The organism is Streptosporangium sp. G12 (genome assembly GCF_052983175.1).
In genome coordinates, this window is record NZ_JBRIQO010000008.1 from 282,335 (window position 1) to 304,931 (window position 22,597).

The 22,597-nt window shown below is 70.5% G+C and carries 22 protein-coding genes and 1 pseudogene; 7 read left to right on the forward strand and 16 right to left on the reverse strand.

Features of this window, described 5'->3' with window-relative positions:
• Positions 1-3: 3 nt before the first annotated feature.
• The 10 genes from ACVCAG_RS14995 to ACVCAG_RS15040 form a co-directional block, all read right to left on the reverse strand.
• Entirely contained in the window at positions 4-672 is a 669-nt protein-coding gene (locus tag ACVCAG_RS14995) for a response regulator (RefSeq protein ID WP_440083694.1), read from the reverse strand.
• Entirely contained in the window at positions 669-3,239 is a 2,571-nt protein-coding gene (locus ACVCAG_RS15000; RefSeq protein ID WP_447189943.1) for a DUF4118 domain-containing protein, read from the reverse strand. Before ACVCAG_RS15000 ends, ACVCAG_RS14995 begins: the two co-directional genes overlap by 4 nt.
• A complete protein-coding gene (locus tag ACVCAG_RS15005) occupies positions 3,236-4,072 on the reverse strand; it encodes a potassium-transporting ATPase subunit C (RefSeq protein ID WP_447189944.1) in 837 nt (278 codons plus the stop codon). Before ACVCAG_RS15005 ends, ACVCAG_RS15000 begins: the two co-directional genes overlap by 4 nt.
• A complete protein-coding gene (gene kdpB, locus ACVCAG_RS15010; RefSeq protein WP_440083697.1) occupies positions 4,073-6,217 on the reverse strand; it encodes a potassium-transporting ATPase subunit KdpB in 2,145 nt (714 codons plus the stop codon).
• Positions 6,217-7,878 carry a potassium-transporting ATPase subunit KdpA gene (gene kdpA, locus ACVCAG_RS15015; RefSeq protein ID WP_440083698.1) on the reverse strand — a complete coding sequence of 554 codons (1,662 nt, stop codon included), beginning with the start codon at positions 7,876-7,878 and terminating at the stop codon, positions 6,217-6,219. Before kdpA ends, kdpB begins: the two co-directional genes overlap by 1 nt.
• 16 nt (positions 7,879-7,894) lie before the next feature.
• Entirely contained in the window at positions 7,895-7,984 is a 90-nt protein-coding gene (gene kdpF / locus ACVCAG_RS15020; RefSeq protein WP_344745511.1) for a K(+)-transporting ATPase subunit F, read from the reverse strand.
• A 298-nt stretch (positions 7,985-8,282) separates the two neighbouring features.
• Positions 8,283-8,501 carry a hypothetical protein gene (locus ACVCAG_RS15025; protein ID WP_440083699.1) on the reverse strand — a complete coding sequence of 73 codons (219 nt, stop codon included), beginning with the start codon at positions 8,499-8,501 and terminating at the stop codon, positions 8,283-8,285.
• Between the two features lie 152 nt (positions 8,502-8,653).
• Positions 8,654-8,977: a metalloregulator ArsR/SmtB family transcription factor gene (locus ACVCAG_RS15030; protein ID WP_440083700.1), complete on the reverse strand. Its 324-nt coding sequence runs from the start codon at positions 8,975-8,977 to the stop codon at positions 8,654-8,656.
• On the reverse strand, positions 8,970-9,407 hold the full coding sequence (locus ACVCAG_RS15035; protein ID WP_440083701.1) for an SRPBCC domain-containing protein: 438 nt from the start codon (positions 9,405-9,407) through the stop codon (positions 8,970-8,972). The genes ACVCAG_RS15030 and ACVCAG_RS15035 overlap by 8 nt, the downstream gene beginning before the upstream one ends.
• Before the next feature lie 288 nt (positions 9,408-9,695).
• A complete protein-coding gene (locus tag ACVCAG_RS15040) occupies positions 9,696-10,196 on the reverse strand; it encodes a hypothetical protein (RefSeq protein WP_440083702.1) in 501 nt (166 codons plus the stop codon).
• Positions 10,197-10,278: 82 nt separating this feature from the next.
• Between ACVCAG_RS15040 and ACVCAG_RS15045 the strand changes: the two genes are divergently transcribed.
• Positions 10,279-10,425, forward strand: a complete 147-nt coding sequence (locus tag ACVCAG_RS15045; protein WP_440083703.1) for a hypothetical protein — start codon at positions 10,279-10,281, stop codon at positions 10,423-10,425.
• Between the two features lie 372 nt (positions 10,426-10,797).
• On the opposite strand, the gene ACVCAG_RS15050 is transcribed toward ACVCAG_RS15045, so the two are convergent.
• Positions 10,798-11,220, reverse strand: a complete 423-nt coding sequence (locus tag ACVCAG_RS15050) for a hypothetical protein (protein ID WP_440083704.1) — start codon at positions 11,218-11,220, stop codon at positions 10,798-10,800.
• A gap of 295 nt (positions 11,221-11,515) precedes the next feature.
• On the opposite strand from ACVCAG_RS15050, the gene ACVCAG_RS15055 reads away from it, so the two are divergent.
• Complete coding sequence (locus ACVCAG_RS15055; protein ID WP_440083705.1) at positions 11,516-13,045, forward strand: carboxylesterase family protein; 1,530 nt, start codon at positions 11,516-11,518, stop codon at positions 13,043-13,045.
• Between the two features lie 171 nt (positions 13,046-13,216).
• On the opposite strand, the gene ACVCAG_RS15060 is transcribed toward ACVCAG_RS15055, so the two are convergent.
• Positions 13,217-13,597: a nuclear transport factor 2 family protein gene (locus ACVCAG_RS15060; protein ID WP_440083706.1), complete on the reverse strand. Its 381-nt coding sequence runs from the start codon at positions 13,595-13,597 to the stop codon at positions 13,217-13,219.
• Positions 13,598-13,655: 58 nt separating this feature from the next.
• Here ACVCAG_RS15060 and ACVCAG_RS15065 point away from each other — a divergent pair, with 58 nt between their 5' ends.
• The 3 genes from ACVCAG_RS15065 to ACVCAG_RS15075 all read left to right on the forward strand — a co-directional run bounded on the left by ACVCAG_RS15065 (position 13,656) and on the right by ACVCAG_RS15075 (position 16,092).
• The gene (locus tag ACVCAG_RS15065; RefSeq protein ID WP_447189945.1) at positions 13,656-14,339 is read left to right on the forward strand and encodes a CGNR zinc finger domain-containing protein; all 684 of its coding nucleotides are present in this window, start codon (positions 13,656-13,658) and stop codon (positions 14,337-14,339) included.
• 86 nt (positions 14,340-14,425) lie between these two features.
• On the forward strand, positions 14,426-15,511 hold the full coding sequence (locus ACVCAG_RS15070) for a Gfo/Idh/MocA family oxidoreductase (RefSeq protein ID WP_440083708.1): 1,086 nt from the start codon (positions 14,426-14,428) through the stop codon (positions 15,509-15,511).
• Between the two features lie 257 nt (positions 15,512-15,768).
• The gene (locus tag ACVCAG_RS15075; protein ID WP_440083709.1) at positions 15,769-16,092 is read left to right on the forward strand and encodes a chorismate mutase; all 324 of its coding nucleotides are present in this window, start codon (positions 15,769-15,771) and stop codon (positions 16,090-16,092) included.
• 110 nt (positions 16,093-16,202) lie between these two features.
• Here ACVCAG_RS15075 and ACVCAG_RS15080 read toward each other — a convergent pair whose 3' ends face one another.
• Together ACVCAG_RS15080 and ACVCAG_RS15085 are read right to left on the reverse strand one after the other, a co-directional pair.
• Positions 16,203-16,916 carry an SDR family oxidoreductase gene (locus ACVCAG_RS15080; RefSeq protein WP_440083710.1) on the reverse strand — a complete coding sequence of 238 codons (714 nt, stop codon included), beginning with the start codon at positions 16,914-16,916 and terminating at the stop codon, positions 16,203-16,205.
• A gap of 120 nt (positions 16,917-17,036) precedes the next feature.
• Positions 17,037-17,399, reverse strand: coding sequence for a YybH family protein (locus ACVCAG_RS15085; protein ID WP_440083711.1), 363 nt, complete (start codon positions 17,397-17,399; stop codon positions 17,037-17,039).
• Between the two features lie 67 nt (positions 17,400-17,466).
• Between ACVCAG_RS15085 and ACVCAG_RS15090 the strand changes: the two genes are divergently transcribed.
• Positions 17,467-18,084: a TetR family transcriptional regulator gene (locus tag ACVCAG_RS15090; RefSeq protein ID WP_440083712.1), complete on the forward strand. Its 618-nt coding sequence runs from the start codon at positions 17,467-17,469 to the stop codon at positions 18,082-18,084.
• Between the two features lie 8 nt (positions 18,085-18,092).
• Here ACVCAG_RS15090 and ACVCAG_RS15095 read toward each other — a convergent pair whose 3' ends face one another.
• Both ACVCAG_RS15095 and ACVCAG_RS15100 read right to left on the reverse strand, forming a co-directional pair.
• A complete protein-coding gene (locus ACVCAG_RS15095; RefSeq protein ID WP_447189946.1) occupies positions 18,093-18,401 on the reverse strand; it encodes a transposase in 309 nt (102 codons plus the stop codon).
• A gap of 185 nt (positions 18,402-18,586) precedes the next feature.
• Positions 18,587-18,940: pseudogene (locus tag ACVCAG_RS15100) on the reverse strand (SAM-dependent methyltransferase); the annotation flags it as partial.
• A gap of 644 nt (positions 18,941-19,584) precedes the next feature.
• Between ACVCAG_RS15100 and ACVCAG_RS15105 the strand changes: the two are divergent.
• Positions 19,585-22,503, forward strand: coding sequence for a SpoIIE family protein phosphatase (locus ACVCAG_RS15105; RefSeq protein WP_447189947.1), 2,919 nt, complete (start codon positions 19,585-19,587; stop codon positions 22,501-22,503).
• The last annotated feature ends 94 nt before the right edge of the window (positions 22,504-22,597 follow it).

Sequence of the window (22,597 nt, forward strand, 5' to 3'; positions counted from 1 at the left end):
CGGTCAGGGCTGGAAGCGGTACCCCATGCCGGGCTCGGTGAGCAGGTGGACCGGGCGGGCCGGGTCCCGTTCCAGTTTCTTGCGCATCTGGGCCATGTACTGGCGCAGGTAGTGGGTCTCCTTGAGGTAATTGGAACCCCAGACCTCCGTCAGCAGCCGCCGCTGGGTGATGAGCTTGCCGGGGTTGCGGACCAGGATCTCCAGCAGGTGCCACTCGGTGGGCGTCAGCCGCACGCCGCCGGAGACGGTCTTGTCGACCAGGTCCACGATCCGGTCGCCGACGCGGATCTGGGCGAGTTCCGCGTCGTTCGGCGCGCTGCGCCGGGAGACCGCCCGGATGCGGGCGAGGAGCTCGTCGATGCCGAACGGCTTGGTGACGTAGTCGTCGGCCCCGGCGTCCAGCGCGTCGACCTTGTCGGAGCCTCCGGTACGGCCGGAGAGCACGATGATCGGGACGGTGGTCCAGCCGCGCAGACCGTGGATGACGTCGATCCCGTCCAGGTCGGGCAGGCCGAGGTCGAGCACGACCAGGTCGGGGTGCCAGTCGGCGGCCTGCCGCAGGGCCCCGCCGCCGTCGGGGGCCACGGCCACGTCGTAGTGACGCGCGGCGAGGTTGATGCGCAGGGCGCGCAGGAGCTGGGGCTCGTCGTCGACGACGAGGACGCGGGTCACGGTCGTTCCGCCGCGCCGGCCCCGTCGCGCGCCCGCGCGCGGGAGGAAACGGGAAGTGTCAGGATCATGGTGAGACCACCCCCTGGAGTCTCGTCCGGTAGCAGGGTGCCGGCCATCGCCTCGGCGAGCCCCCGGGAGAGCGCGAGGCCCAGGCCGAGGCCGGTGTGGTTGTCGCGGTCGCCGAGCCGCTGGAAGGGCATGAAGACCCGGTCGTAGGCGTCGGGCGGGATGCCCGTACCGCGGTCGACGACGCGGATCTCCACGTGGTCGCCGTACTCTCCGGCCATGACGAGGACCTTCCGGTCCTCGGGGCTGTAGCGGACGGCGTTGGACATCAGGTTGACCAGGATCCGTTCCAGCAGCGCCTGGTCGGCGACGACCTCGGGCAGCGCGACGGAGAGATCCGTCTCGATCCGCGACGACAGGGGGCCGAGGTCGTCGACGGCGCGCGGCACGATCTCCTCGAGCGCGGTCGGCTCCAGCCTCAGCCCGAGCACCCCGGCCTGCAGGCGGCTCATGTCGAGCAGGTTGGCCACCAGGCGGTCCAGCTTGGCCAGGGACTCGTCGGCCGTGGCGAGCAGTTCCTCCCTGTCGTCCGGCGACCAGTCGATGCCGGTGTTGCGCAGGCTCTCCACGGCCGCCCTGGCCGAGGCGAGCGGGGTGCGCAGGTCGTGGCTGACCGCGGCGAGCAGCGCGGTGCGCATCCTGTCGGCCTCGGCCAGCGGCCTGGCCCGCTCCGCCTCCGCCGCCAGCCGGTCCTGGCGCAGCGCCACCGCCGCCTCGGCGGCGAACGCCTCCAGCACCCGCCGGTCGGAGGCCTCCAGCAGCCTGCCCCGGATGGCCAGGACGAGCCGCTCGTCGATGACCACGTCGGTCTCCGCGACCCCCGGGCAGGTGCAGGGCGCGTCACCGGCGGTGGCCACGATCCGCCACGCCTCGGGGTCGGACTGGTCGTCGGGACCCGGCTCGCCGGTGCGTTCCAGCAGGGTGACCGAGGCGAGCCCGAAGGTCTCCCGCAGCCGGGCGAGCAGCGAGGCGAGCGCGTGCTCGCCGCGGAGCACGTGACCGGCCAGGGTGGAGAGGACCTCCGCGTCGGCGCGGGCACGGGCCGCCTCCCGGGTACGGCGGGCGGCGACGTCCACGACCGCGCTCACCATGACGGCCACCAGCACGTAGACGCTCAGCGCGAACAGGTTCTCCGGGTCGGCGATGGTGAAGCGGTCGACCGGCGCGGTGAAGAAGTAGTTGAGCAGCAGGAAACCGAGCACCGCGGCGGTGACGGCCGGCCACATGCCGCCGGCCAGTGCGACCACGACCACCATGAGCAGGAAGAGCAGTATGTTGCTCGGCAGGTTCACGTCGCCGCGTAAGGGATGCAGCGCCAGGGTCAGCAGCGGCAGCCCGAGGATCGCGAGGACCCAGCCCGCCACCCGGCGGGTGCGGGTCAGCGCGGCCCGCGACGGAGCGCGGCCGCGCCCCCGGCTCACCCTGTCGTGAGTGATCATGTGGACGTCGATGGACCCGGACCGCGCGGTCGTGGTCACCCCGACCCCCCGGGAGAGGATCTGCGCGAACCGGCCGCGCCGGGAGGCCCCCAGCACCAGCTGGGTGGCGTTGACGCCGCGCGCGAAGTCCAGCAGGGCGGTCGGGACGTCGTCACCGACGACCTGGTGGTAGGTGCCGCCCATGTCCTCCACCAGCGTGCGCTGGCGGGCCGTGCTCGCCGGATCGGCGCCGGCCAGGCCGTCGGCGCGCGTGACGTGCACGGCGAGCAGGTCCGCCCCCTTGCTCCTGCCCGCGATCCTGGCGGCCCGCCGCACCAGCGTGTCGCCTTCCGGGCCGCCGGTCAGCGCGACCACGACGCGCTCGCGCGCCTCCCAGGTGCCGGCGATGCCGTGCTCGGCGCGGTAGCGGTCGAGCTGGGCGTCGACCTTGCCCGCCACCCACAGCAGCGCCAGCTCGCGCAGCGCGGTCAGGTTGCCGACCCTGAAGTAGTTCGACAGGGCCGCGTCGACCTTCTCCGGCGCGTACACGTTGCCGTGGGCCATCCGCCGCCGCAGCGCCTCCGGCGCCATGTCCACCAGCTCCACCTGGTCGGCGCGGCGCACCACCTCGTCGGGTACCGTCTCGCGCTGGACCACCCCGGTGATCTCCTCGACCACGTCGTTGAGCGACTCCAGATGCTGGATGTTGACGGTGGAGACGACGTCGATGCCCGCGTCGAGGATCTCCTCGATGTCCTGCCAGCGCTTGGCGTTGCGCGAGCCCGGCACGTTGGTGTGGGCCAGCTCGTCGACCAGGGCGACCGCAGGCCTCCTGGCGATGACGGCGTCCACGTCGAGCTCGGTGAACACGCTCCCCCGGTGGACCATGCTCGCGCGCGGGACGACCTCCATGCCGTCGACGAGTTCCGCGGTGCGGGGGCGGCCGTGGGTCTCGACGAGCGCCACGACGACGTCGGTGCCTCGCGCGAGACGGCGGCGGCCCTCGCAGAGCATCATGTACGTCTTGCCGACACCCGGCGCGGCCCCGAGATAGACGCGCAGCCGCCCCCGCCCCCCGCTCATCGGTCGAGCGCCAGGTTGAGTTCGAGGACGTTCACCGCCGGCTCTCCCATGAAGCCGAGGGGGCGGCCGGTGGTGTGCGCCGCGATCAGCCGCCGCACCGTCCCCACGGGCATGCCGCGCTCCCTGGCGACGCGGGCCGCCTGGAGGTCGGCGTACGCGACGGAGATGTCCGGGTCGAGGCCGGAACCGCTGGCGGTGACCGCGTCGGCGGGCACCACGGCCCTGGCCGTGCCCCGGACCGGGACGGTGCGCCCGGCCGCGTAGTCCTCGCCGGGCCTGCCGCACTCGACCCTCACGCCGCGGTACTCGGCGACGAACGGGGTCGCGGGGCAGGCCTGGTTGACGCTGACGGCCCGGGTGGGGGCGCCGACGGCGGGGAAGACCTTCAGCACGGCGCCGACTCCGTCGGGCGTGCAGTACGGCCGGGCGCCGCTCACCCCCTCCAGCGCCCCGACGACCCTGGAGCGGGCACAGACCTGGGTGAGCAGGCTCTGTCTCCCCTCAGCCCCCAAGACGTCCACGACGTCCTCGGGCCCGAGGTTGCTCGCGGCGGTGGAGAGCATGTCGTAGCCGTCGCCGGCCGCCGACGGCCTGCTCTGGAAGTACCTGCCGACCGGCCTGCCGTCGGCGTCGGTGAAGTTCTGGCCGACGATCGCGCTGCCCACGTCCTTCCCGTCCTTCTGGACGAGGGAGCCGTTGGCCCCGTCGTTGAACACGGTCTGGGCGACGCCGGTGACCACCAGCGGGTAGGCGGCCCCGGTGACCAGGGTGAGGACAAGCAGCGCGCGGAGCGCGGCGAGATGCCGGCGGATCCAGCTGGGCATGCGTTCCATTTATGACATCCCCGGAAGGAACTGGATGAGAAGGTCTATCAGCTTGATGCCGACGAAGGGCACGACGATGCCGCCCAGACCGTAGACGTAGAGGTTGCGGCTGAGCAGCTTCGACGCGCTGGAGGGGCGGTAGCGCACGCCGCGCAGGGCGAGCGGGATCAGCGCCACGATGACGACCGCGTTGAAGACGACCGCGGACAGGATCGCCGACTGCGGGCTGGACAGGCGCATGACGTTCAGCGCGTCCAGGCCCGGGTAGACGGCCGCGAACATCGCGGGAATGATCGCGAAGTACTTGGCGACGTCGTTGGCGATCGAGAAGGTCGTCAGCGCGCCGCGGGTGATGAGCAGCTGCTTGCCGATCTCGACGATCTCGATGAGCTTGGTCGGGTTGGAGTCGAGGTCGACCATGTTGCCGGCCTCCTTGGCGGCCGAGGTGCCGGTGTTCATCGCCACCCCGACGTCGGCCTGGGCGAGGGCGGGCGCGTCGTTGGTGCCGTCGCCGGTCATCGCGACCAGCCTGCCGCCCTCCTGCTCCGATCTGATCAGGGCGAGCTTGTCCTCGGGCGTGGCCTCGGCGAGGAAGTCGTCCACGCCCGCCTCGTCGGCGATGGCCTTCGCCGTCAGCGGGTTGTCGCCCGTGATCATGACGGTGCGGATGCCCATCCTGCGCATCTCGTCGAAGCGCTCGCGCATGCCCTGCTTGACGACGTCCTTGAGGTGGACGACGCCCAGGACACGCGCCTTCCCTTCGACGACCTCCCCGACCACGAGCGGGGTGCCGCCGGAGCCGGAGACGGCGTCGACGATGCTCCCCACCTCGCCGGTGGGGTGGCCGCCGTGCTCGCGTACCCACTTCATCACGGCGGTGGCGGCGCCCTTGCGAACAAGGCGGCCGTCGAGGTCGACGCCGCTCATCCGGGTCTGCGCGGTGAACCCGATCCACTCGGCGTGGGCGAGCTCCCCGGGCTCGCGCTCTCTGAGGCCGTACGCCTGCTTGGCGTGGACCACGATGGAGCGGCCCTCGGGGGTCTCGTCGGCGAGGCTGGCCAGCTGCGCGGCCGCCGCCAGCTCGTCGGCGGAGACGCCGGGGGCGGTGAGGAACTCGGACGCCTGCCGGTTGCCCAGCGTGATGGTGCCGGTCTTGTCCAGCAGCAGGGTGTTGACGTCGCCCGCCGCCTCGACCGCGCGGCCGCTCATCGCGAGGACGTTGCGCTGGACGAGGCGGTCCATGCCCGCGATGCCGATCGCCGACAGCAGCGCCCCGATGGTGGTCGGGATGAGGCAGACCAGCAGCGCGACCAGCACGATGCCGGTGACGCCGTCCCCGGTCAGGGCGAGCGAGTCCGGTACGCCGGGGTTCTGGGCCTTGGCGTAGATCGCCAGCGGCTGCATGGTCGCGGTGGCGACCAGGAAGATGATCGTCAGGGCGGCCAGCAGGATGTTGAGGGCGATCTCGTTGGGCGTCTTCTGCCGGTCGGCGCCCTCGACCAGGGCGATCATCCGGTCGATGAAGCTCTCGCCGGGCCGCTGGGTGATCTGGACGACGATCCGGTCGCTCAGCACCTTCGTACCGCCGGTCACCGCCGACCTGTCGCCACCCGACTCTCGGATGACCGGGGCGGACTCGCCGGTGATGGCCGATTCGTCCACCGAGGCGATGCCGTCGACCACGTCGCCGTCACCGGGGATGATCTCCCCCGCCTCCACGACGACGAGGTCGCCCCGCAGCAGTTCGGAGGCTCCGACGACGTCCCACTCGGCGGAGTCGCGCCCGCGCAGCCGCCGCGCCGTGGTGTCGCGCTTGGCGGCGCGCAGCGTGGCCGCCTGGGCCTTGCCGCGTCCCTCGGCGACGGCCTCGGCCAGGTTGGCGAAGATCACCGTCAGCCAGAGCCACACCACGGTGGCCCAGGCGAAGAACGACGGGGTGAGCACGGCGAGCACCGTGGTGAGGACCGCGCCGATCTCGACGATCAGCATCACCGGGTTGCGCCAGAGCGTGGCCGGGTTGAGCTTCCTGAGCGCCTCGGGCAGCGAGGTGACCAGCTGCCGGGGATCGAGGAGGCCCCCGCCCACCTTCCCGTCCTTCTCGCCCTCCTCCGGGGCGGGGGTGCGGCCCGGCGCCTCGAGCGTCTGGGTGGTCATCACTGGATTCCTTCCGCGAGCGGGCCGAGCGCCAGGGCGGGCAGGAAGGTCAGCGCGACGAGGATCACCGTCACGCCGACGACCATGCCGACGAACTGCGGGCGGTGCGTGGGCAGCGTGCCCGCCGAGACGGGCACCGGTGCCTGCCCGGCCAGGGATCCGGCCAGGGCGAGAACGAAGACGATCGGCAGGAAGCGGCCGAAGGCCATGCACAGGCCGAGCACCACGTCGTACCACGGCGTGTTGACGGTGATGCCGCCGAACGCGGAGCCGTTGTTGTTGGACGCGCTGGTGAAGGCGTACAGCACCTCGGAGAAGCCGTGCGGGCCGCTGTTGAGCATGCTCGCCCGCTGCTCGGCCGAGCCCATCGCCAGCGCCGTGCCGGTCAGCACGAGCAGCGGCGTGACCAGGAAGTACATCGCGGCGAACTTGATCTCGCGGGAGCCGATCCGCTTGCCCAGGTACTCGGGGGTGCGGCCGACCATGAGCCCGGCCACGAAGACCGTGATCACGGCGAGGACGAGCATGCCGTACAGGCCCGCGCCCGCGCCGCCGGGGGCGACCTCGCCGAGCATCATGTTGAACATCGTGAGCATGCCGCCGAGCGCGGTGAACGAGTCGTGGAAGGAGTTGACCGCTCCGGTGGAGGTGAGCGTGGTGGCGGCGGCGAAGGTGCCGGAGTTGGGCACGCCGAAGCGCACGTCCTTGCCCTCCATCGCCGCGCCCACCGCCTGCGGGACCGTACCGCCGTGGGCGATCTCCAGCCCGGTCAGCAGCGCGACGCTCGCCAGCGCCAGGGTTCCCATGATCGCGACGATCGCGTAGCCCTGCCGGGTGTCGCCGACCATGCGGCCGAACGTGCGGGGCAGCGCGAACGGGATCAGGAAGATCGCGAAGATCTCGAACCAGTTGGTCCAGGCGGTGGCGTTCTCGAACGGGTGGGCCGAGTTGGTGTTGTAGAACCCGCCGCCGTTGTTGCCCAGCTCCTTGATGATCTCCTGGCCGGCCACCGGGCCGCCGGTGATCGCCTGGGTGCCGCCGGTCAGGGTGGTCACCTCGTGCGGGGAGGCGAAGTTCTGGATCAGGCCGCCGGCCAGCAGCACGACCGCGCCGACGAGGGCGAGCGGCAGCAGGACGCGGACGGTGCCGCGGACCAGGTCCACCCAGAAGTTGCCGAGCTCCTCGGTCCTCCTGCGGGCGAAACCGCGGACCAGCGCGATCGCCACCGCCATGCCCACCGCGGCGGACACGAAGTTCTGCACCGCCAGGCCGGACATCTGCACCAGGTGACCCATGGTCGACTCGCCCGAGTACGCCTGCCAGTTGGTGTTGGTGACGAAGCTGACGGCGGTGTTCCAGGCGACGTGGTCGGGCACCGGGGCGAGGCCCAGCGACAGGAACAGCCTGTCCTGCAGCCGCTGCAGCCCGTACAGGAACAGGACGGAGATCACCGAGAAGGCCAGCAGGGCGCGGGCGTAGACGCCCCACCTCTGCCCTGCGTCCGGCCGGGCACCGACGAGCCGGTAGATCACCCGCTCGACGGCGAGGTGCCTCGTACCGGTGTAGACGCGGTACATGTGGTCGCCCAGCGGCCGGTGGACCAGCGCGAGGGCGACGACGAGGGATCCGACGAACAGGATCCCGGCCGTGGTCGAGGACATCAGAAGCGCTCCCTCATCAGAAACGCTCCGGGAAGAGCAGTGCCGCGACCATGAAGATCACCAGACCGGCGACCACCACCAGGCCGACGGCGTTGACGGCGCTCACAACCGTTCCACCGCCCTGACGACCAGCCCGAGGATCACGAAAACCGCGACCGTCAGGGCGACGAAGATGACGTCTGCCATCCCCACTCCTCGAATCCGGGGTTCACTCGCCGCCGCCCGACGGGCGGGGCATACGTAAGGGAACCGCCGTTTTTCGCACTTGCTGCGCGTCTTGACGGGTCCCATACGCCCCGGCCCCGAGGCTTGACACCTCCCTTACGCGAGACCCGGACGACCCCGGACCGGATCCCGTACGGCCTTTCGGCAGCCGTACGGGATCCGGTCCGGGGCGCGAGCGGTCACGACGCCGGCGCGGTGGTGCCCGCCCGGCGCGGCTTCACGCAGCGCGGCTCGACCCGGTCGGCGAGGCGGCGCAGGGCCACCGCGGTCAGCCGGCGCACCGCGGCGCCGCGCCGCCGCCGCGGGCGCTCGGGCACTGTGGGCGCGTTCGGACGGGCGGACAGCACGTGACGTCTGGTCGCCTTGTCAGCCAAGATCATCGCGACTGGATCGAACATCGGACACTCCTTTCGGACGGGGTCGGCCGAGACCCGGACAACGAGTTCGGCGGACAGGACGACCAGGCACTACGCGAGGCCGGCCGGCGAGATCGCGCGGGAACCGGCCGGCCGGGCCCCGGTCCTTGCTTCAACCGGCCGGGCGCCGGCCCCTACTTCAACCGGTCCTGCAGGGCGGCCAGCGGACCGTCCCAGTCGCGGGCGAGCACGGCGAGGAACTGCTGCGCCACCTTCATCGGCGCGGAGTCCACCCGGTAACGGACCCGGCGCCGCTCCCCCGGCTCGGCCACCACCAGCCCCGCCTCGGCCAGCAGGGCGAGATGCTTGGCGATGGCCTGCCGGGTGATCGGCAGCTGGGCGGCCAGATCCGTCGCGGTGGCCGGCCCCCCGGCCGCGAGCGCGGCGAGGATCCCCCGCCGGCTCGGATCGGCCAGGGCGGTGAAGACCTCCTGCGCCACCGCCTCCAGGTCAGGCATGTCCGTCGAGGTACGCGACCAGCTCGCCCAGCTCGTTCGTCCAGCCCTTGGTGTTGCCCGAGTAGGCCGCCTTGTGGGCTTCGGCGTCCGGCAGCTGCGCGAACCCGCTCTCGACCATGGTCAGCGTGGTGCCGGCACCGGCGGGCTCCAGCGTGAACTCCACGTAGGTGCGTCGCGGATCGCCGTCGGGAAGGCCGGCGACCGGCCAGGTGTAGCCGAAGACGCGCGGCGGCTCGAGGCGCTCGATGGTGAGGGTGGCGGTGTCTCCGCTGTCCCAGACGAGCTTGGCCTCGCCGCCGACGCGCAGGTCGACCTCGGCGCGGTTCCCGAACCAGGTGCCCAGGCCCTCGGCGGTGGTCAGCGCCGCCCAGACCCGCTCCGGCGAGTGAGCCAGCTGGACCGTGCGCTCGATGCGATCGGGGAATGTCATGTCCGCCTCCATGTAGCAACCAGTTGGTTGCTACTCAACATATGGCAATCATCTGGTTGCGTCAACCTTCGGGTCCGCCGAGCCCCGCCCCGACGGGCACCTGAGACCCCGGTGGCCGTGAATCTCGCAGGCCACCCCACATGTCGCTCGGCAGGAGGGGGAACGTTCGCCTACCTGCGGAGGGACGGCGGCCTCGTCGTCCGTTCCGACTCGGGCAAGGCCCGGTGGAGCAGCGGCAAGTCGGCGCGTGCCCGCCGCGGGGGCCGTATCCATTCGGCGAAGGGGCTCCTAGCCGGTGACCTCGGCGAACCCGTACGCGCCCGGGTCGGCCAGCAACACCACCCGGCCGGCTTCGACGTCATATCCGAGGACAGGATGGCCGTGATCACCTTCAGGGGTCATCAACACCGACTTCCCGAGTCGCCTCCCGATCGCGGTGAGGAATTCGAGCAGGACGTCCAGCCGCTCCTGGCCCTGCAGTTCCCTCAGGTCGACGTCGAAGTCGATGAACTCGGCGCCGTAAGCGCGAAAGATCGCCAGAATCCCGGGGGCCGGCCAGACCCTCAGGGCCGCACCTCCCGCCCCCTCCGCGATCATCTCGGCCGCGGTCGGTGGAGCCGACGATTCACCGTCCCGGACATACTCGCTCCTCCAGCGCTGGGACCGAACGAGATCGAGAAGCGTCTGCCAGTCCTCGGGACCGGTTCCCTCCACCGCCACATCGGGCAACACCCCGTTGCACCCGGTGTCGAAGAAGAGTTTGACGTCATCCCAGAGCAGATCAGGCATGACCACATCGTCTCTCGAACACCCGCCTCCGGCCGGCGCCGTCCGGCTCCGGGATGGGTCAGGCGGATAGAGGGTGCGCCGCGTGCGCCGCATCGGTGACCCCGTCGAACTCACCGATGCGCCGGCCTCGGGCATGGACGAATCGACCCTCTCCTTCAATCCTCATCCGAGCGGGATTCAAGAACAAGACTGTTCATGGCTGCTCGATTTCATGAGATGCCAGGTATGACCCCCTGGACGAATATGACTCTGCCGATCGTGTTCATCGGCTGGCGCATGTCCGCTGGATCGCCGGGGGCACCGGCGCCGGCAAGAGCACGCCCGGCCGGATTCCGGGGAACCGGCCTCCGGGAGCAGCCATGTCGAGGGGGCCTCACTCCTGACTGCATGGGTCGACGACGGCAGCGGGTCCGATCCGATGCCAAGTGAGCCGTGCTCGTCGCGTGCCCGTCAGGAGGGTGATCGAGGGGAACTCACGGATACTCGAAGCACTCCCTCACAGGTCAGTGTCTTCGCAGCTCAGCGACCAGATGCATGGGAGATTTCCCGAACCGGCAGCGCGGGTTCGACTCCCGTCACCCGCTCCGACGCTCGCCGACACTCACCAGCAACGGACATCCCAACCTCCGCCGTCGTGACCGTTGTCCTGAATCTCAACGATGATTCGCTGACCACCACCGTCTTCCAACGGGGAAGACTGTGACCGAGACAGCGTCCACACGTTGATCTCAAGCGGCCTGTTCCCCTCAACAGGTTCGATCTTCGCTGGCTGGTAGTGCTTCAGTGTCTCCTCTGCCGACATGTATGTGTGGAGATCGAAACGGACCCGATAGCCGCACGTGTCCTTGTGGCCACCACCAGGCATCACCACGCCCTGCCTCTCGTAATCGCCGAAGTCGGTCCCCGGCGGGAGGGGGTGGCTCAGAATCCGGTCCGCGAGACCATCAAGCAGATGATTGTGAAACCACGCGGGCGCCATGATGAGCGCGTAAAGCAGAAGAATCGGCGCGAACACGATCACCATACGGCGAACCCACCGCCGTCGCCGACTCGGCGATGGACGACAGGTCTCATCTTGTGATTCTTCTGGCGAGGTGGCTGACACGGCCACCATCCTCCTATGGACACGAGCACCGGTCTGCTGTCGCCTGCGTACCGGCCGGCGGGAATCGGCGCGCGGGAGGGATCGTTTCCGGAAAGCGTTCAAGATTGGTTCAACGCGGTTTTCAGGTTCATGCGGGCCGCGCCCTAAATGCTTTGCCCGCGGATGGCACGTGCTGGGATGCTCGACCGAACCGGCACGGAGAGGAAACCGCGACATGACCGTCACCGCATCCGGCAAGCCGTCCGAGTCCGAGCCGGAGGTCCGCACGGCGGCCGGTGTCCTGCGCGGCGGCCGGGAGGCGGGCCTGGCGGTCTTCCGCGGCATCCCGTTCGCCGAGCCGCCGGTCGGCCCCCTCCGTTTCGCCGCGCCGCAACCGGTGCGCGGCTGGGACGGCGTGCGCCCGGCGGTCGCGTACGGCCCGCCGCCCCCGCAGTCCGGCGTGCTCGGGGTGTCCCGGGACACCGCCGGCGACGACTGGCTGACGCTCAACGTCTGGACACCGGAACCGGATCCGGCGACAGGGCTCCCGGTGATGGTGTGGATCCCCGGCGGCGGTTACGCCATGGGCGACTCCAGCCTCCCGGAATACGACGCCGGGCGCCTGGCCGGGAGCGGAGCCGTGGTCGTGACCCTCAACTACCGTCTCGGTGTCGAGGGGTTCGCGCAGATCGGCGGAGCCCCGGCCAACCGGGGACTGCTCGACCAGGTCGCGGCCTTGCGGTGGGTGCGGGACAACATCCGGGGGTTCGGCGGCGATCCGGACCGGGTCACGATCTTCGGCCAGTCGGCGGGTGGCGGATCGGTCGCCGCGCTGCTCGCCATGCCGCGCGCCGCAGGGCTCTTCCACCGGGCGGTCGCGCAGAGCGTGCCGGGGACGTTCTTCTCCCCCGAGCTCGCCGCCGACATCGCCGCCGCCTGCGCCGCCGAGCTGGGGGTACGGCCCACGGTGTCCGGCCTGTCGGCGGTGGCCCCGGACCGGCTGCCCGCCGCGGGCGACGCGGTCTTCGCCAAGACGGTCCAGTGGCGGGAGCGCTGGGGGCAGATCACGCACCGGCCGATCCCGTTCGCACCGGTTGTCGACGGCGACGTCCTGCCGGCGACCCCCTGGCAGGCACTGGCCGACGGCGCCGCCCGGGACGTCGGGCTTCTCGTCGGGCACACCCGTGACGAGCACCGGTTGTTCAGCTTGATCGACGGCGTGCTCGGCCAGGTCACGCACGAGCAGGCCGAGGCCGCTCTGCACATGCTCGCCCCCGGCCCGGACGGCGCGCGCCGGTACCGCCAGGCGTTCCCGGCCGCGGCCGACGAGGAGCTGTACGAGCTGGTCAACGCCGACTGGTTGTTCCGCATGCCGAGCCTCCACCTCGCCGACGCCCAGATCGCCGGCGGCGGCCGGGCCCACCTCTACGAGCTGACCTGGCCCGCCCCGGGATTGGGCGGTGCCCTCGGCGCCTGCCACGGCCTGGACGTGCCGCTCGTCTTCGGCAACTTGAGCGGCGGACAGCCCGCCGTGCTGATCGGCGACCCGCCCTCCCCGGCGGCGGAGGAGCTGTCCGCGCGGATCCGCGGGGCGTGGACGGCGTTCGCCGCCCACGGAGACCCGGGCTGGCCTCCGTACGACGCCGGCCACCGCCTCGCACAGCTCTTCGACACGCCGTCGACGGTGGCCTCCTACCCGGAGGAGACCTCGCGGCTGCTGTGGCAGGACCACACCTTCCCGGCGCTCCCGCTGCTCGCGCGGTGAATCTGGAGCGGTGTGGGCGAATCGCCCACACCGCTGGAGAAATCCACCTTGGCGAATATCCTCACTTCGGATAATTGCCATTTACGACACGAACGCCTTCTGAAGCGGCACGCCACCGAAAACCGCTCGTGGAGTCGCGTCACCCCGATGATCACTTGACAGGGGCGCGCCTCACCCGGCGGGCGCCGGGGTGATCTGGAACAGGGCGGCCTTCCACTCGCCGTCGCGGCGGGTCAGCACGGTGGTGGCGAAGATTCTCATGGTCTGCTTGTCCGTGCCGTTGACGAGCACGTCGATCTCCACGGTGGCGGTGTGGGTCGCGCCGCCGTCGTTCAGCACGGTCACCCGGTGGTCGCTCAGGTCCGTGCGCGTGTACGGGTTGCGGTTCTCGGCGAACCCCTTCAGGATCGCCTCCCGGTCGTCCACGATCCCCCACTGCGACACGCTCAGCGGCGCCTCGGCGAGGAAGCGGTCGTAGAACTCCGCGTCGCCGTTCCTGTTGGCCTCCCAGGCCCGCTCGGACAGTTCGATCAGCTCACGCTCGAGGCTCATCGTCGCACTCCCTCTCGTTGACACTGGTTTAACCGGTGTCAAGTGTTACACTCGATCCATGACCTTGGCAACCGGTATGGAGCTCACCCCGCTCGACGGGCAGCGCTTCAGGTTCGACGCCGGCACGCTGTGCCTGGAGCTTCTCGTCACCGGAGGCGAGGGAGAGCTCTCGAAATGGGAGCGGCTCCACACGCCCGGCGACCTCGCCGCCTGGATCCCGCACTCCAGGGCGGGGCTCGGAGACCTCGTCCAGGTCTCCCCGGGCGACTTCGCCGCCGCCCTCCGCCTGCGCGCCGCCGTCCAGCGGCTCGCCGCGACCGCCGCCACGGGCTCGCGCGCCTTCTCCGAGGCCGATCTCGCCACGCTGAACGAGGCCGCCGCCGCGCCGCCGCCCGTCCCGGTCATCGGCCCCGCCCTGGATCGCGGCTGGGCCTCCCCCGTGACCGGGGCGCAGTTCCTCTCCGCGGTGGCCCGCGACGCCATCGAGGTGTTCGGCGGCCCTGCCCTCGACCGGATCAGGATGTGCGGGGGCGAGCGCTGCTACCTGCTCTTCCTCGACACCTCCCGCCCCGGGGCGCGGCGCTGGTGCTCGATGGACCGCTGCGGCAACCGCCACAAGCTCCGCACCCGCCGCGACCGCCACCCGGCGGGCGACAACGCCTCCCCGCCCTCGAGCCCGGAGTGGCGGACCGCGCCGCTCGGAGGGACGTCGGCCCCGGGGGACGTCGACCGGTCCGAGTAGTCTCCTGTTCGATACGCGCATCGTGACGCGCGGGGCCCGACGAACTCGTCCCGGCGGGTCACGACACCCCCTTTCAAGGAAGTGTGATGACCTCACAGTCAGCGGGACGTTTCGGCCTGGTCGGCAGCGGGTGGCGTTCGGAGTTCTTCGTGCGCCTGGCCAGGCGGTTGCCCGAGCGGTTGTCGGTGTCCGGCGTGGTGACCAGGTCACGGGAGCGCGGCGCCGAGGTCGAGGCCGCCTGGGGCGTGCCGACGTTCCGCTCCGTCGGGGAGATGCTCGCGGCCGGACGTCCCGAGTTCGTCATTCCCTCGGTGCCGTGGCCGGTCACCCCGGAGGTGACGAAGGAGCTGGTGGGGTTCGGCGTGCCGGTGCTGGCGGAGACGCCCCCGGCGGCCGACCTGGACGGGCTGCGCGACCTGTGGTCGGCCGTCGGGTCCAGCGGCCTGGTGCAGGTCGCCGAGCAGTACTCGTACATGCCGGGGCACGCGGCGAGGCTCGCGCTCGTCCGCGAGGGGATCATCGGGCAGGTGACCTCCGCGCAGATCTCCTCGACGCACCTGTACCACGCCGTGTCCCTGATCCGGCACCTGCTCGGGGCCGGTTTCGGGGAGACCACGGTGACGGCGCGCTCGTTCACCGCCCCGCTGGCCGACCCGCTGTCCAGGGACGGCTGGACGGGCGACTCCACGCCGAAGGAGGCGGCAACCACGATCGCCACCCTGGAGTTCGCCGAGGGGATGGGGCTCTACGACTTCACCGACAACCAGTGGTGGAACCCGCTGCGCGCCCGGCGCGTCGTCGTCCGGGGATCGCTGGGAGAGATCGTGGACGACAGCGTGGTGCGCCTGGCCGACCCGAGGACGCCGGTGGAGTCGCGGCTCATGCGGCGCCAGACCGGGATCGACCTGAACCTGGAGGGCCGCGAGCTGGACCACATCAGCTTCGACGGGCGCGTGGTCTACCGCAACGATCATCGGGGCGCGCACTTCTCCGAGGACGATCTGGCCGTCGTCTCGCTCCTGTGCCGGATGACCTCCTGGTGTCGGGGGGAGGCCCCGGAGCCCTACTCCCTGGCCGACGGCTGCCAGGACCACCTGATCGGCCTGGCGATCGAGGAGTCACTGCGCACCGGCGCCGGTGTGACCACCGGCCGCGAGGCCTGGGCGAGGTAGTCCTCGCCGGGCCGCCGGACACGGTCCGGCGGCCCGCGGCCCGGCGGACGCCACGGGCTCGGGTCGCGCTCCCACCTCGCCCGCGGGTGTAATCTTCACCGGTCGCCCGGTTGGCCCGGCCACCGTGGTCGCGCCCGCCGGGAGGGCCCCGGCCCGGCCGGCGCGGTCACACCCGCCGGGGAGGTCCAGGCCCGGCCGACGCCCGTCGAGGCGGGACGACGGACTCCACCACCGACCCGAGCGGAGGCGAGAAGCGAATGGACGACCAGTCTCTCGAGGACGACGGGCAGCGCATCGACCCGCCCCTCGCCCACCTTCGAGACCTTCGAGACAGCATCGACAACATCGACGCGGCGCTGGTCCACTTACTCGCGGAGCGCTTCAAGTGCACCAGGCAGGTGGGTGAGCTGAAGGCCGCCCACCGGCTCCCCCCGGCCGATCCCGTGAGGGAGGCGGCGCAGATCGAACGGCTCCAGGCGCTCGCCACGCAGGCGAAGCTCGATCCGGAGTTCGCCGGGAAGTTCCTGCGTTTCGTCATCGAAGAGGTGATCCGTCACCACGAGCGGGCCGCCCGCGGCTGACGGGCACGCCGCCCCCGCGCCGCCGTCCCAAAGCCGCCGTACCGAGCCGCGGTCCTGGAACAGCCGCCCTGAAGAGGCCCTCGCCCACGCCGGGGGCTCGCCGGAAAAGGTCAGTGACCGGCGCTCTGGCCACCGTCGACGTGCAGGATCTCGCCCGTCACGAACGGCGCGTTCTCCAGGTAGACCACGGCGTCGACGATGTCGGAGATCTCACCCAGGCGGCCGACCGGGTGCAGGGTGGCCAGGGCCTCGTGCGTCTCCGGCGCGTGCATCGGGGTCCGGATGACGCCCGGCGACACCGCGTTGACCCGCAGGCCGCGGCCGGCGTACTCGACCGCGAGCGACTTCGTGGCCGACTGCAGGCCGCCCTTGGTGAGCGAGGCGAGCACCGACGGCACGTTGGAGTTGGCGTGGTCGACCAGGCTGGTGGTGATGCTGACGATGTGGCCGCCGCCGTGGGCCAGCAGGTGCGGGACGGCCCGCCGGGTGACCTGGAAGAACGCGGTCAGGTTCACGCCGAGGTAGATCGCGAGGTCGTCGTCGGTGTAGTCGGTGAACGGCTTGGCGATGAAGATCCCGGCGTTGTTGACCACGGTGTCGAGGCGGCCGAACTTCCCGATCGCGGCGTCGACGACCTTCTCGGCGGTCTCGGGGTCGGCGATGTCGCCCCGGACGGCGAGGATCTCCGGGTCGTCGGGCTGCGCGATGAAGCGCGACGTCGCGACGACGGCGTAACCCAGCCGGCGGTACCCCGCGACCAGACCCGCGCCGATGCCCTGGGAGGCCCCCGTGATGATCGCGACCTTCTGTTCCTGCGTGTTCATCTGATGACTCCTTACTAGCCGACTGGTCTACTACTTCAATGTAGACGACCGGTCTAGTATTCGTCAAAACCTGGGAGGCGGACGCCCGGCCCCGGAACCGGGCCCCCGCGGACGCGCCGGCTACTGCTCGAGGACGCGCGAGACGTGGTAGTGCCGGATGCGCCAGGTGTCACCCTCGCGCACCAGGACCAGGGAGAGGTTCACCGGCACCTCGTCCTCGCCGTCGGCACGGAACGAGACGGCGGCGAAACCGCCCGCCACCACCTCCCCGAGCGTGTAGGTGTGCAGGATCCTCACCTCGGCCGTGCGGCCGGGCGGGACGGCCGCGTAGTAGGCGCGTACGGCCTCCCTGCCGGACGCCGGTTCCGGGAGGAAGCCCAGGAACAGCGCGTCGTCGGTGAACAGCTCGGCCATCGCGTCCGGCCGGTGGCCGTCGAACGCGGCCTTCCATCGCTCCAGGATCACAGGCATCGGATGACTCATGATTACCCTCCGTTTATAGACGACCGGTCTAGTGGAAAACATAGACGACCGGTCGTACACTTGTCATATGGGACGGACCAGTGACGCCAGGGAAAAGATCCTCACCGCCGCGCAGCGGCTGATCGAGCTGAACGGGTACTCCGCGCTCGGGGTCGCGGAGATCTGCAAGGCCGCCGGCGTCCCGAAAGGCAGCTTCTACTACTTCTTCGAGTCCAAGGAAGCCCTGGTCCGGGCCGTCATCGACGAGGAGTGGACCGAGGAGCGCGACAGCTGGAAGGTGATCCTCGACGGCGACGGCGCCCCCCTGGAGCGGCTGCGCCGGCTGTTCGAGGCGACCGCGGCCGAGCAGAGCGCCGGGAAGGAGTCGTGCGGCACCGTCTCCGGCTGCATGTTCGGCAACCTCACGCTGGAGCTGAGCAACCGGACCGAGCCGATCCGCGTCCGCCTGCAGGAGATCTTCGACGCCCAGGTCGACATGGTGCGGTCCGTCGTCGAGGAGGCGCGCGCGCGAGGCGAGGTCACCGTGGCCGACAGCGCCGCGGCCGCTCGTGCCGTGGTCGCGCAGATCGAGGGCCAGGTGCTCTTCGCGAAGCTGTACAACGACACCCAGGGCCTCGACACCATGTGGGTCAACTGCCTGGCCCTGCTAGGCGCCCGCCTGCCGGAGCAGGCGACCGCCGCCTAGAGCCTGTTTCAAAGGCAGGTGAGCCAGTCGTCGATGGCGGCGATATGGATGGTGGCCTGGTAACGGACGGCGAGCTTGTCGTATCTGGTGGCGAGGGCGCGGTGGCGCTTGAGCCGGTTGACGCCGCGCTCCACGGTGTTGCGATCGCGGTGGTCGATCCGGTCGAAGGCCGGAGGCCGGCCACCGCGGCCACCGCGGCTGCCGCGTCGTAGCCGGCTTTGAACCCGGTCGGCCGGTTCGGGAATCGTGGCGCGGATACCGCGCCGGCGCAGGTGAGAACGGATGGCCTGGGAGGAGCAGGCCTTGTCCGCCCGCACCCGGGCCGGACGGGTGCGCGGTTGTGCCGGATCGCGGCGGTCAACGCCAGGATCCGCTGGGCGGCACGGACCGCGACGCCGCTCGGGCTGCGCCCGCCGTGCAGTTCCAGGTCGAGCCGGCCCTTGAGGGTGTCCAGGATGACGGCGATTGGCTGCGAGAAGTCGAGCACCTTCCTGACTTCCGGGTTCGAGGGGATCGCGTCCGGTTTCCGGAGGTCGGCTTCGATCACAGTGGTGGCGCCCGTTTCGGTGCTCGTGAGCAGAGCACGGCCGTGAGCGAGCACGATCGGGTCGTTGTCCACATAGGCCACACGGGCGCGCGGATTGATCTCCTGCGCGATCTCATGAGTATTGCCCTGAGTGGGAATGCCGGTACCGATGTCGAGGAACTGCTCGATTCCAGCGTCCTCGGCCAGGTATCTCACTCCTCGGCCGAGAAAGGCGCGGTGCGCCCGAACACCCTCGCGCGTCCCGGGCGAGACCTTGATGAACTGCTCGGCGGCGGCGCGGTCGGAGACGAAGTTGTCCTTACCCCCCAGGGGGTAATCCTAGATACGAGCGGGATGCGGGATCGTCGGGTCGATCCCGATGGCAGGATTCTTGACAGGTTCGGAGTCCCTCATCTGTGATCCCTACCATATCGATCGGTCATCGATCCCCTTCCTTGGTGCTCGCCTGCCGAGCCTCCGCCCAGGATCGCGATCCACGTTATGTGAAGTCGCCCATGGCGCTCCCGTTCATTTCTGAAACGTCGATCACTCACCATGAGAATAAGAGATCGAAATCGACATATTTCCTTTCATCGCAGTGTAAATGAAGTGACAAATCGGTCAGATGATACGAGGCAGGAGTGCCCGCACCTCGGCCCCGAAGGCCCTCGACGCCGCTCCGCCCACACCCGCGCCGGCGCCGATCCCCACCCCGAGTGGTGGCATGCTCCCGTCGAGCCTCCGGTGGAGCTTCGGCAAAGTCCCGATCTCGCCGAAGCCGGACTCCACGTACAACCCCGGGCGGCCTCCCGGCAGTTCACTGGCCAAAATTTGCCACAAATGCGACATTTGCCCACATACGATTAGTACGTTCCGGGTTCGCTAGATCTCCTGCCAGCCCACCTGGGCGATCATCAAACATGCATGTGGACAAACACACCCTGGACATACAGGGACTCTCGAAGCGTTCGGCAGTGGAAAAGCTGCGGGCGCTTGAGAGCATGGACGACGGCCTGACGGCGACCGAGGCGCTGCGGGTCGCGCTCCACCATGCGGTCGCCGAGCTCGGCGGGCTGGGCGGCATGGCGCACCTGAGCGACCCCTCCGGCGACCACGCGCTCCGCCTGGTGGTCACCACCGGCCTGCCCCGGACCTTCACCCAGGCGTGGGAGAACGTCAAGCGGGACGAACCCGGCGCACCCGCCCGCGCGGCCCGCGGCGGCGTTTTCGCGTGGTCCTCTCCGAAGCCGGCCGCGTATCCGGCTCCCGGCTCCGAGCCACAGTCCCGGACCTCTCCAGGCGTCGCCGGAATGGCGGCCGTCCCGCTGCCCGGCCCCGACGGCACGCTCGGCACGCTCTCCGTCCTGACCGCCGCCCCCGGCGAGCCTTCACCGGACCAACAGGCGTTCCTCCGGATGGCAGCCCGCTGGGCGGCGAACCGCCTGCGCGGGGTCTCCCCGCCACCGTCCGCCGCCGCCCGCGGTGTGAGCCCCACGCTCTCGGGCGCCCAGCTCCAGCAGGCGCTCAACACGGTCATGGTCGGCACGTGGGACTGGGACATCCGCACGGGCGACCTCACCTGGAGCGACGCGCTCTGCGAGATCTTCGGCGTCCACCCGGACACCTTCGACGGGCAGATCGAGACCTGGACCAAGATGGTTCACCCCGAGGACCTGCCATGGGTGCTGGCCGCGCTGGACGAGGCCATCCGCTCCAAGAGCATGTTCAGCGCCGAGCACCGCATCTGCCACGCCGACGGGAAGATCCGCTGGGTGCAGGTGCGGAGCCGATTGCTGCTCGACGAGAGCGGTGAGCCGGCCTACATGATCGGCACGTTGTGGGACACCACGGAAGCCCGTTTCGCCCTCGACCGTGTCGGCCGGGCCCTCTGGCACATGAGCGACGGCTTCATCGCCATGAACGACGACGGAAAGATCACCTTCCTCAACCTGGAAGCCGAACGGCTCATCGGCTCCGGGCAGAAGCCGCTCGGGCGCGTCCTGTGGGAGCTGCCCACGGTCACGACACCCGATCTGGAGAGCCGCTTCCGGCAGGCCACCGACGAGGGACTGCCGGCCGAGTTCGACGTCCGGTGGCCCGCCAACAACCGCTGCTACCACGTGCGGCTGGTTCCGGTGCCCGAGGGCATGACGATGTTCATCAGCGATGTCACCGAGAAGCGGGCACAAGAGGCCGAGCAGGCCGCCGACGCGCGCGCGGCGGCGGAACGCGCCGCCCGCATCGGCGAGCTGACCAGCGCGCTCGCCTCGGCACTGACCCTGCGCGACGTCACGAACGTCACCGCCGACCGGCTGTCGTCGCTGTTCGTCGCGACCGGTCTGATCATCTACGGGATCGAGAACAATCGCCTTCGATCCATCGGCTCGGTGGGATACTCCCAGGCGTGCATCGACTCGGTGCAGTCGAAAGACCCGGCGACCATCCCTCCCATCGTCCAGGCGCTCGAAAGCCGTGCCCCGGTCTTCATCTGCTCGCCGGAGGAGTATCTCCGCGTGTTCCCGGGCATGGCCGATCTCCTCGCCGTGAGCGGGAAGCGGGCATGGGCCTTCCTTCCCCTGCTCGCCCCCGACCACCGGGTCGGTTGCTGCGTCCTGGGCTTCAGCCAGCCGCGCCGTTTCACCGAAGATGAGTCCACCCTGCTCAACGCGGTCGGCAGCCTGATGGCCCATGCCCTGGAACGTGCCAGGCTGTACGAGGCGGAGCACGCCCACGCCCAGGAACTACAGCGTGAGCTGCTTCCCCACGAGCTTCCCTCTCTGCCCGCCGTCACCGCCGCGGCCCGCTACATGCCCGCCGGGAAGGAGATGGAGGTCGGCGGCGACTGGTACGACATCATCCCCCTGTCCTCCGACAGGGTGGCGCTCGTCATCGGCGACGTGATGGGCCACGGCATGCCCGAGGCCGTGACCATGGGACGCCTGCGCACCGCCGTGCACACCCTCGCCGCCCTCGAGCTTCCGCCCGAGGAGATCCTCTACAACCTCAACGAGCTCGTCAGCAACCTGGGGGACGACTCGTACGCCACCTGCCTGTACGCCCTCTACGATCCCAGCACCCGCATCTGCACCCTCGCCGGCGCCGGGCACCCGTCCCCCGCCATCGTCCGCCCGGACGGCACCACCTTCTTCCCGGACATCCCGGCCAACCCGCCGCTCGGCGCCGCCGAACCCCCCTTCGAGACCCTCGACGTACGACTGCCCGACGACGCCCTCCTCGTGCTGTACACCGATGGCCTGGTCGAGTCCCCCACCTGTGACCTGGACAGCGGCATGGCCCAGCTCGCCGAGAGCCTCACGACCTCCTTGAGGCGGATCACCTGCTACACCTGTGACGCGGAGCTGGAACTCCTGTGCGACTCCGTCACCGGCGCCCTGCTCCCCGCCGACCTGCAGACCGCCGACGACGCCGCCCTGCTCATCACGCGCGTCAAATCGTTCGACCGCCGCGACATGAGCTCGTGGTGCCTGCCCGAGGACCCCAGAGCCGCCGGCGTGGCACGGCAGCACGTCCGCGAGCAGCTGTCGACCTGGGGCCTGGACGACCTGACGATGACCACCGAACTCCTGGCCAGCGAGCTGATCGGGAACGTGGTCCGCCACGCAAAGGGGCCGATCGTGCTCCGCCTGCTGCGGAGCCGGTCGCTCATCTGCGAGGTCCACGACAGAAGCCTCACCACTCCCCGCATCCGCCGCGCGTCCGAGACCGACGAGGGGGGACGCGGACTCCAGTTGGTCGCGGCCCTGTCGCAGCGCTGGGGCACGCGCTACACCGCCGAGGGCAAGTGCATCTGGACCGAGCAGCCGCTGCCCGCGGGGGCTCCCACCCCCGCTTCCACGATGTCAGCCGTGGGATCGATGACCACGCTCGGGTAGTCCCTCAACGCAAGAGCGGATCATCGAGTGGCGCGGGGACCGGGAGGGCCGGGGCTGTGTGACCGCTCATCCGGATGCTCCACCTGGACAGGTC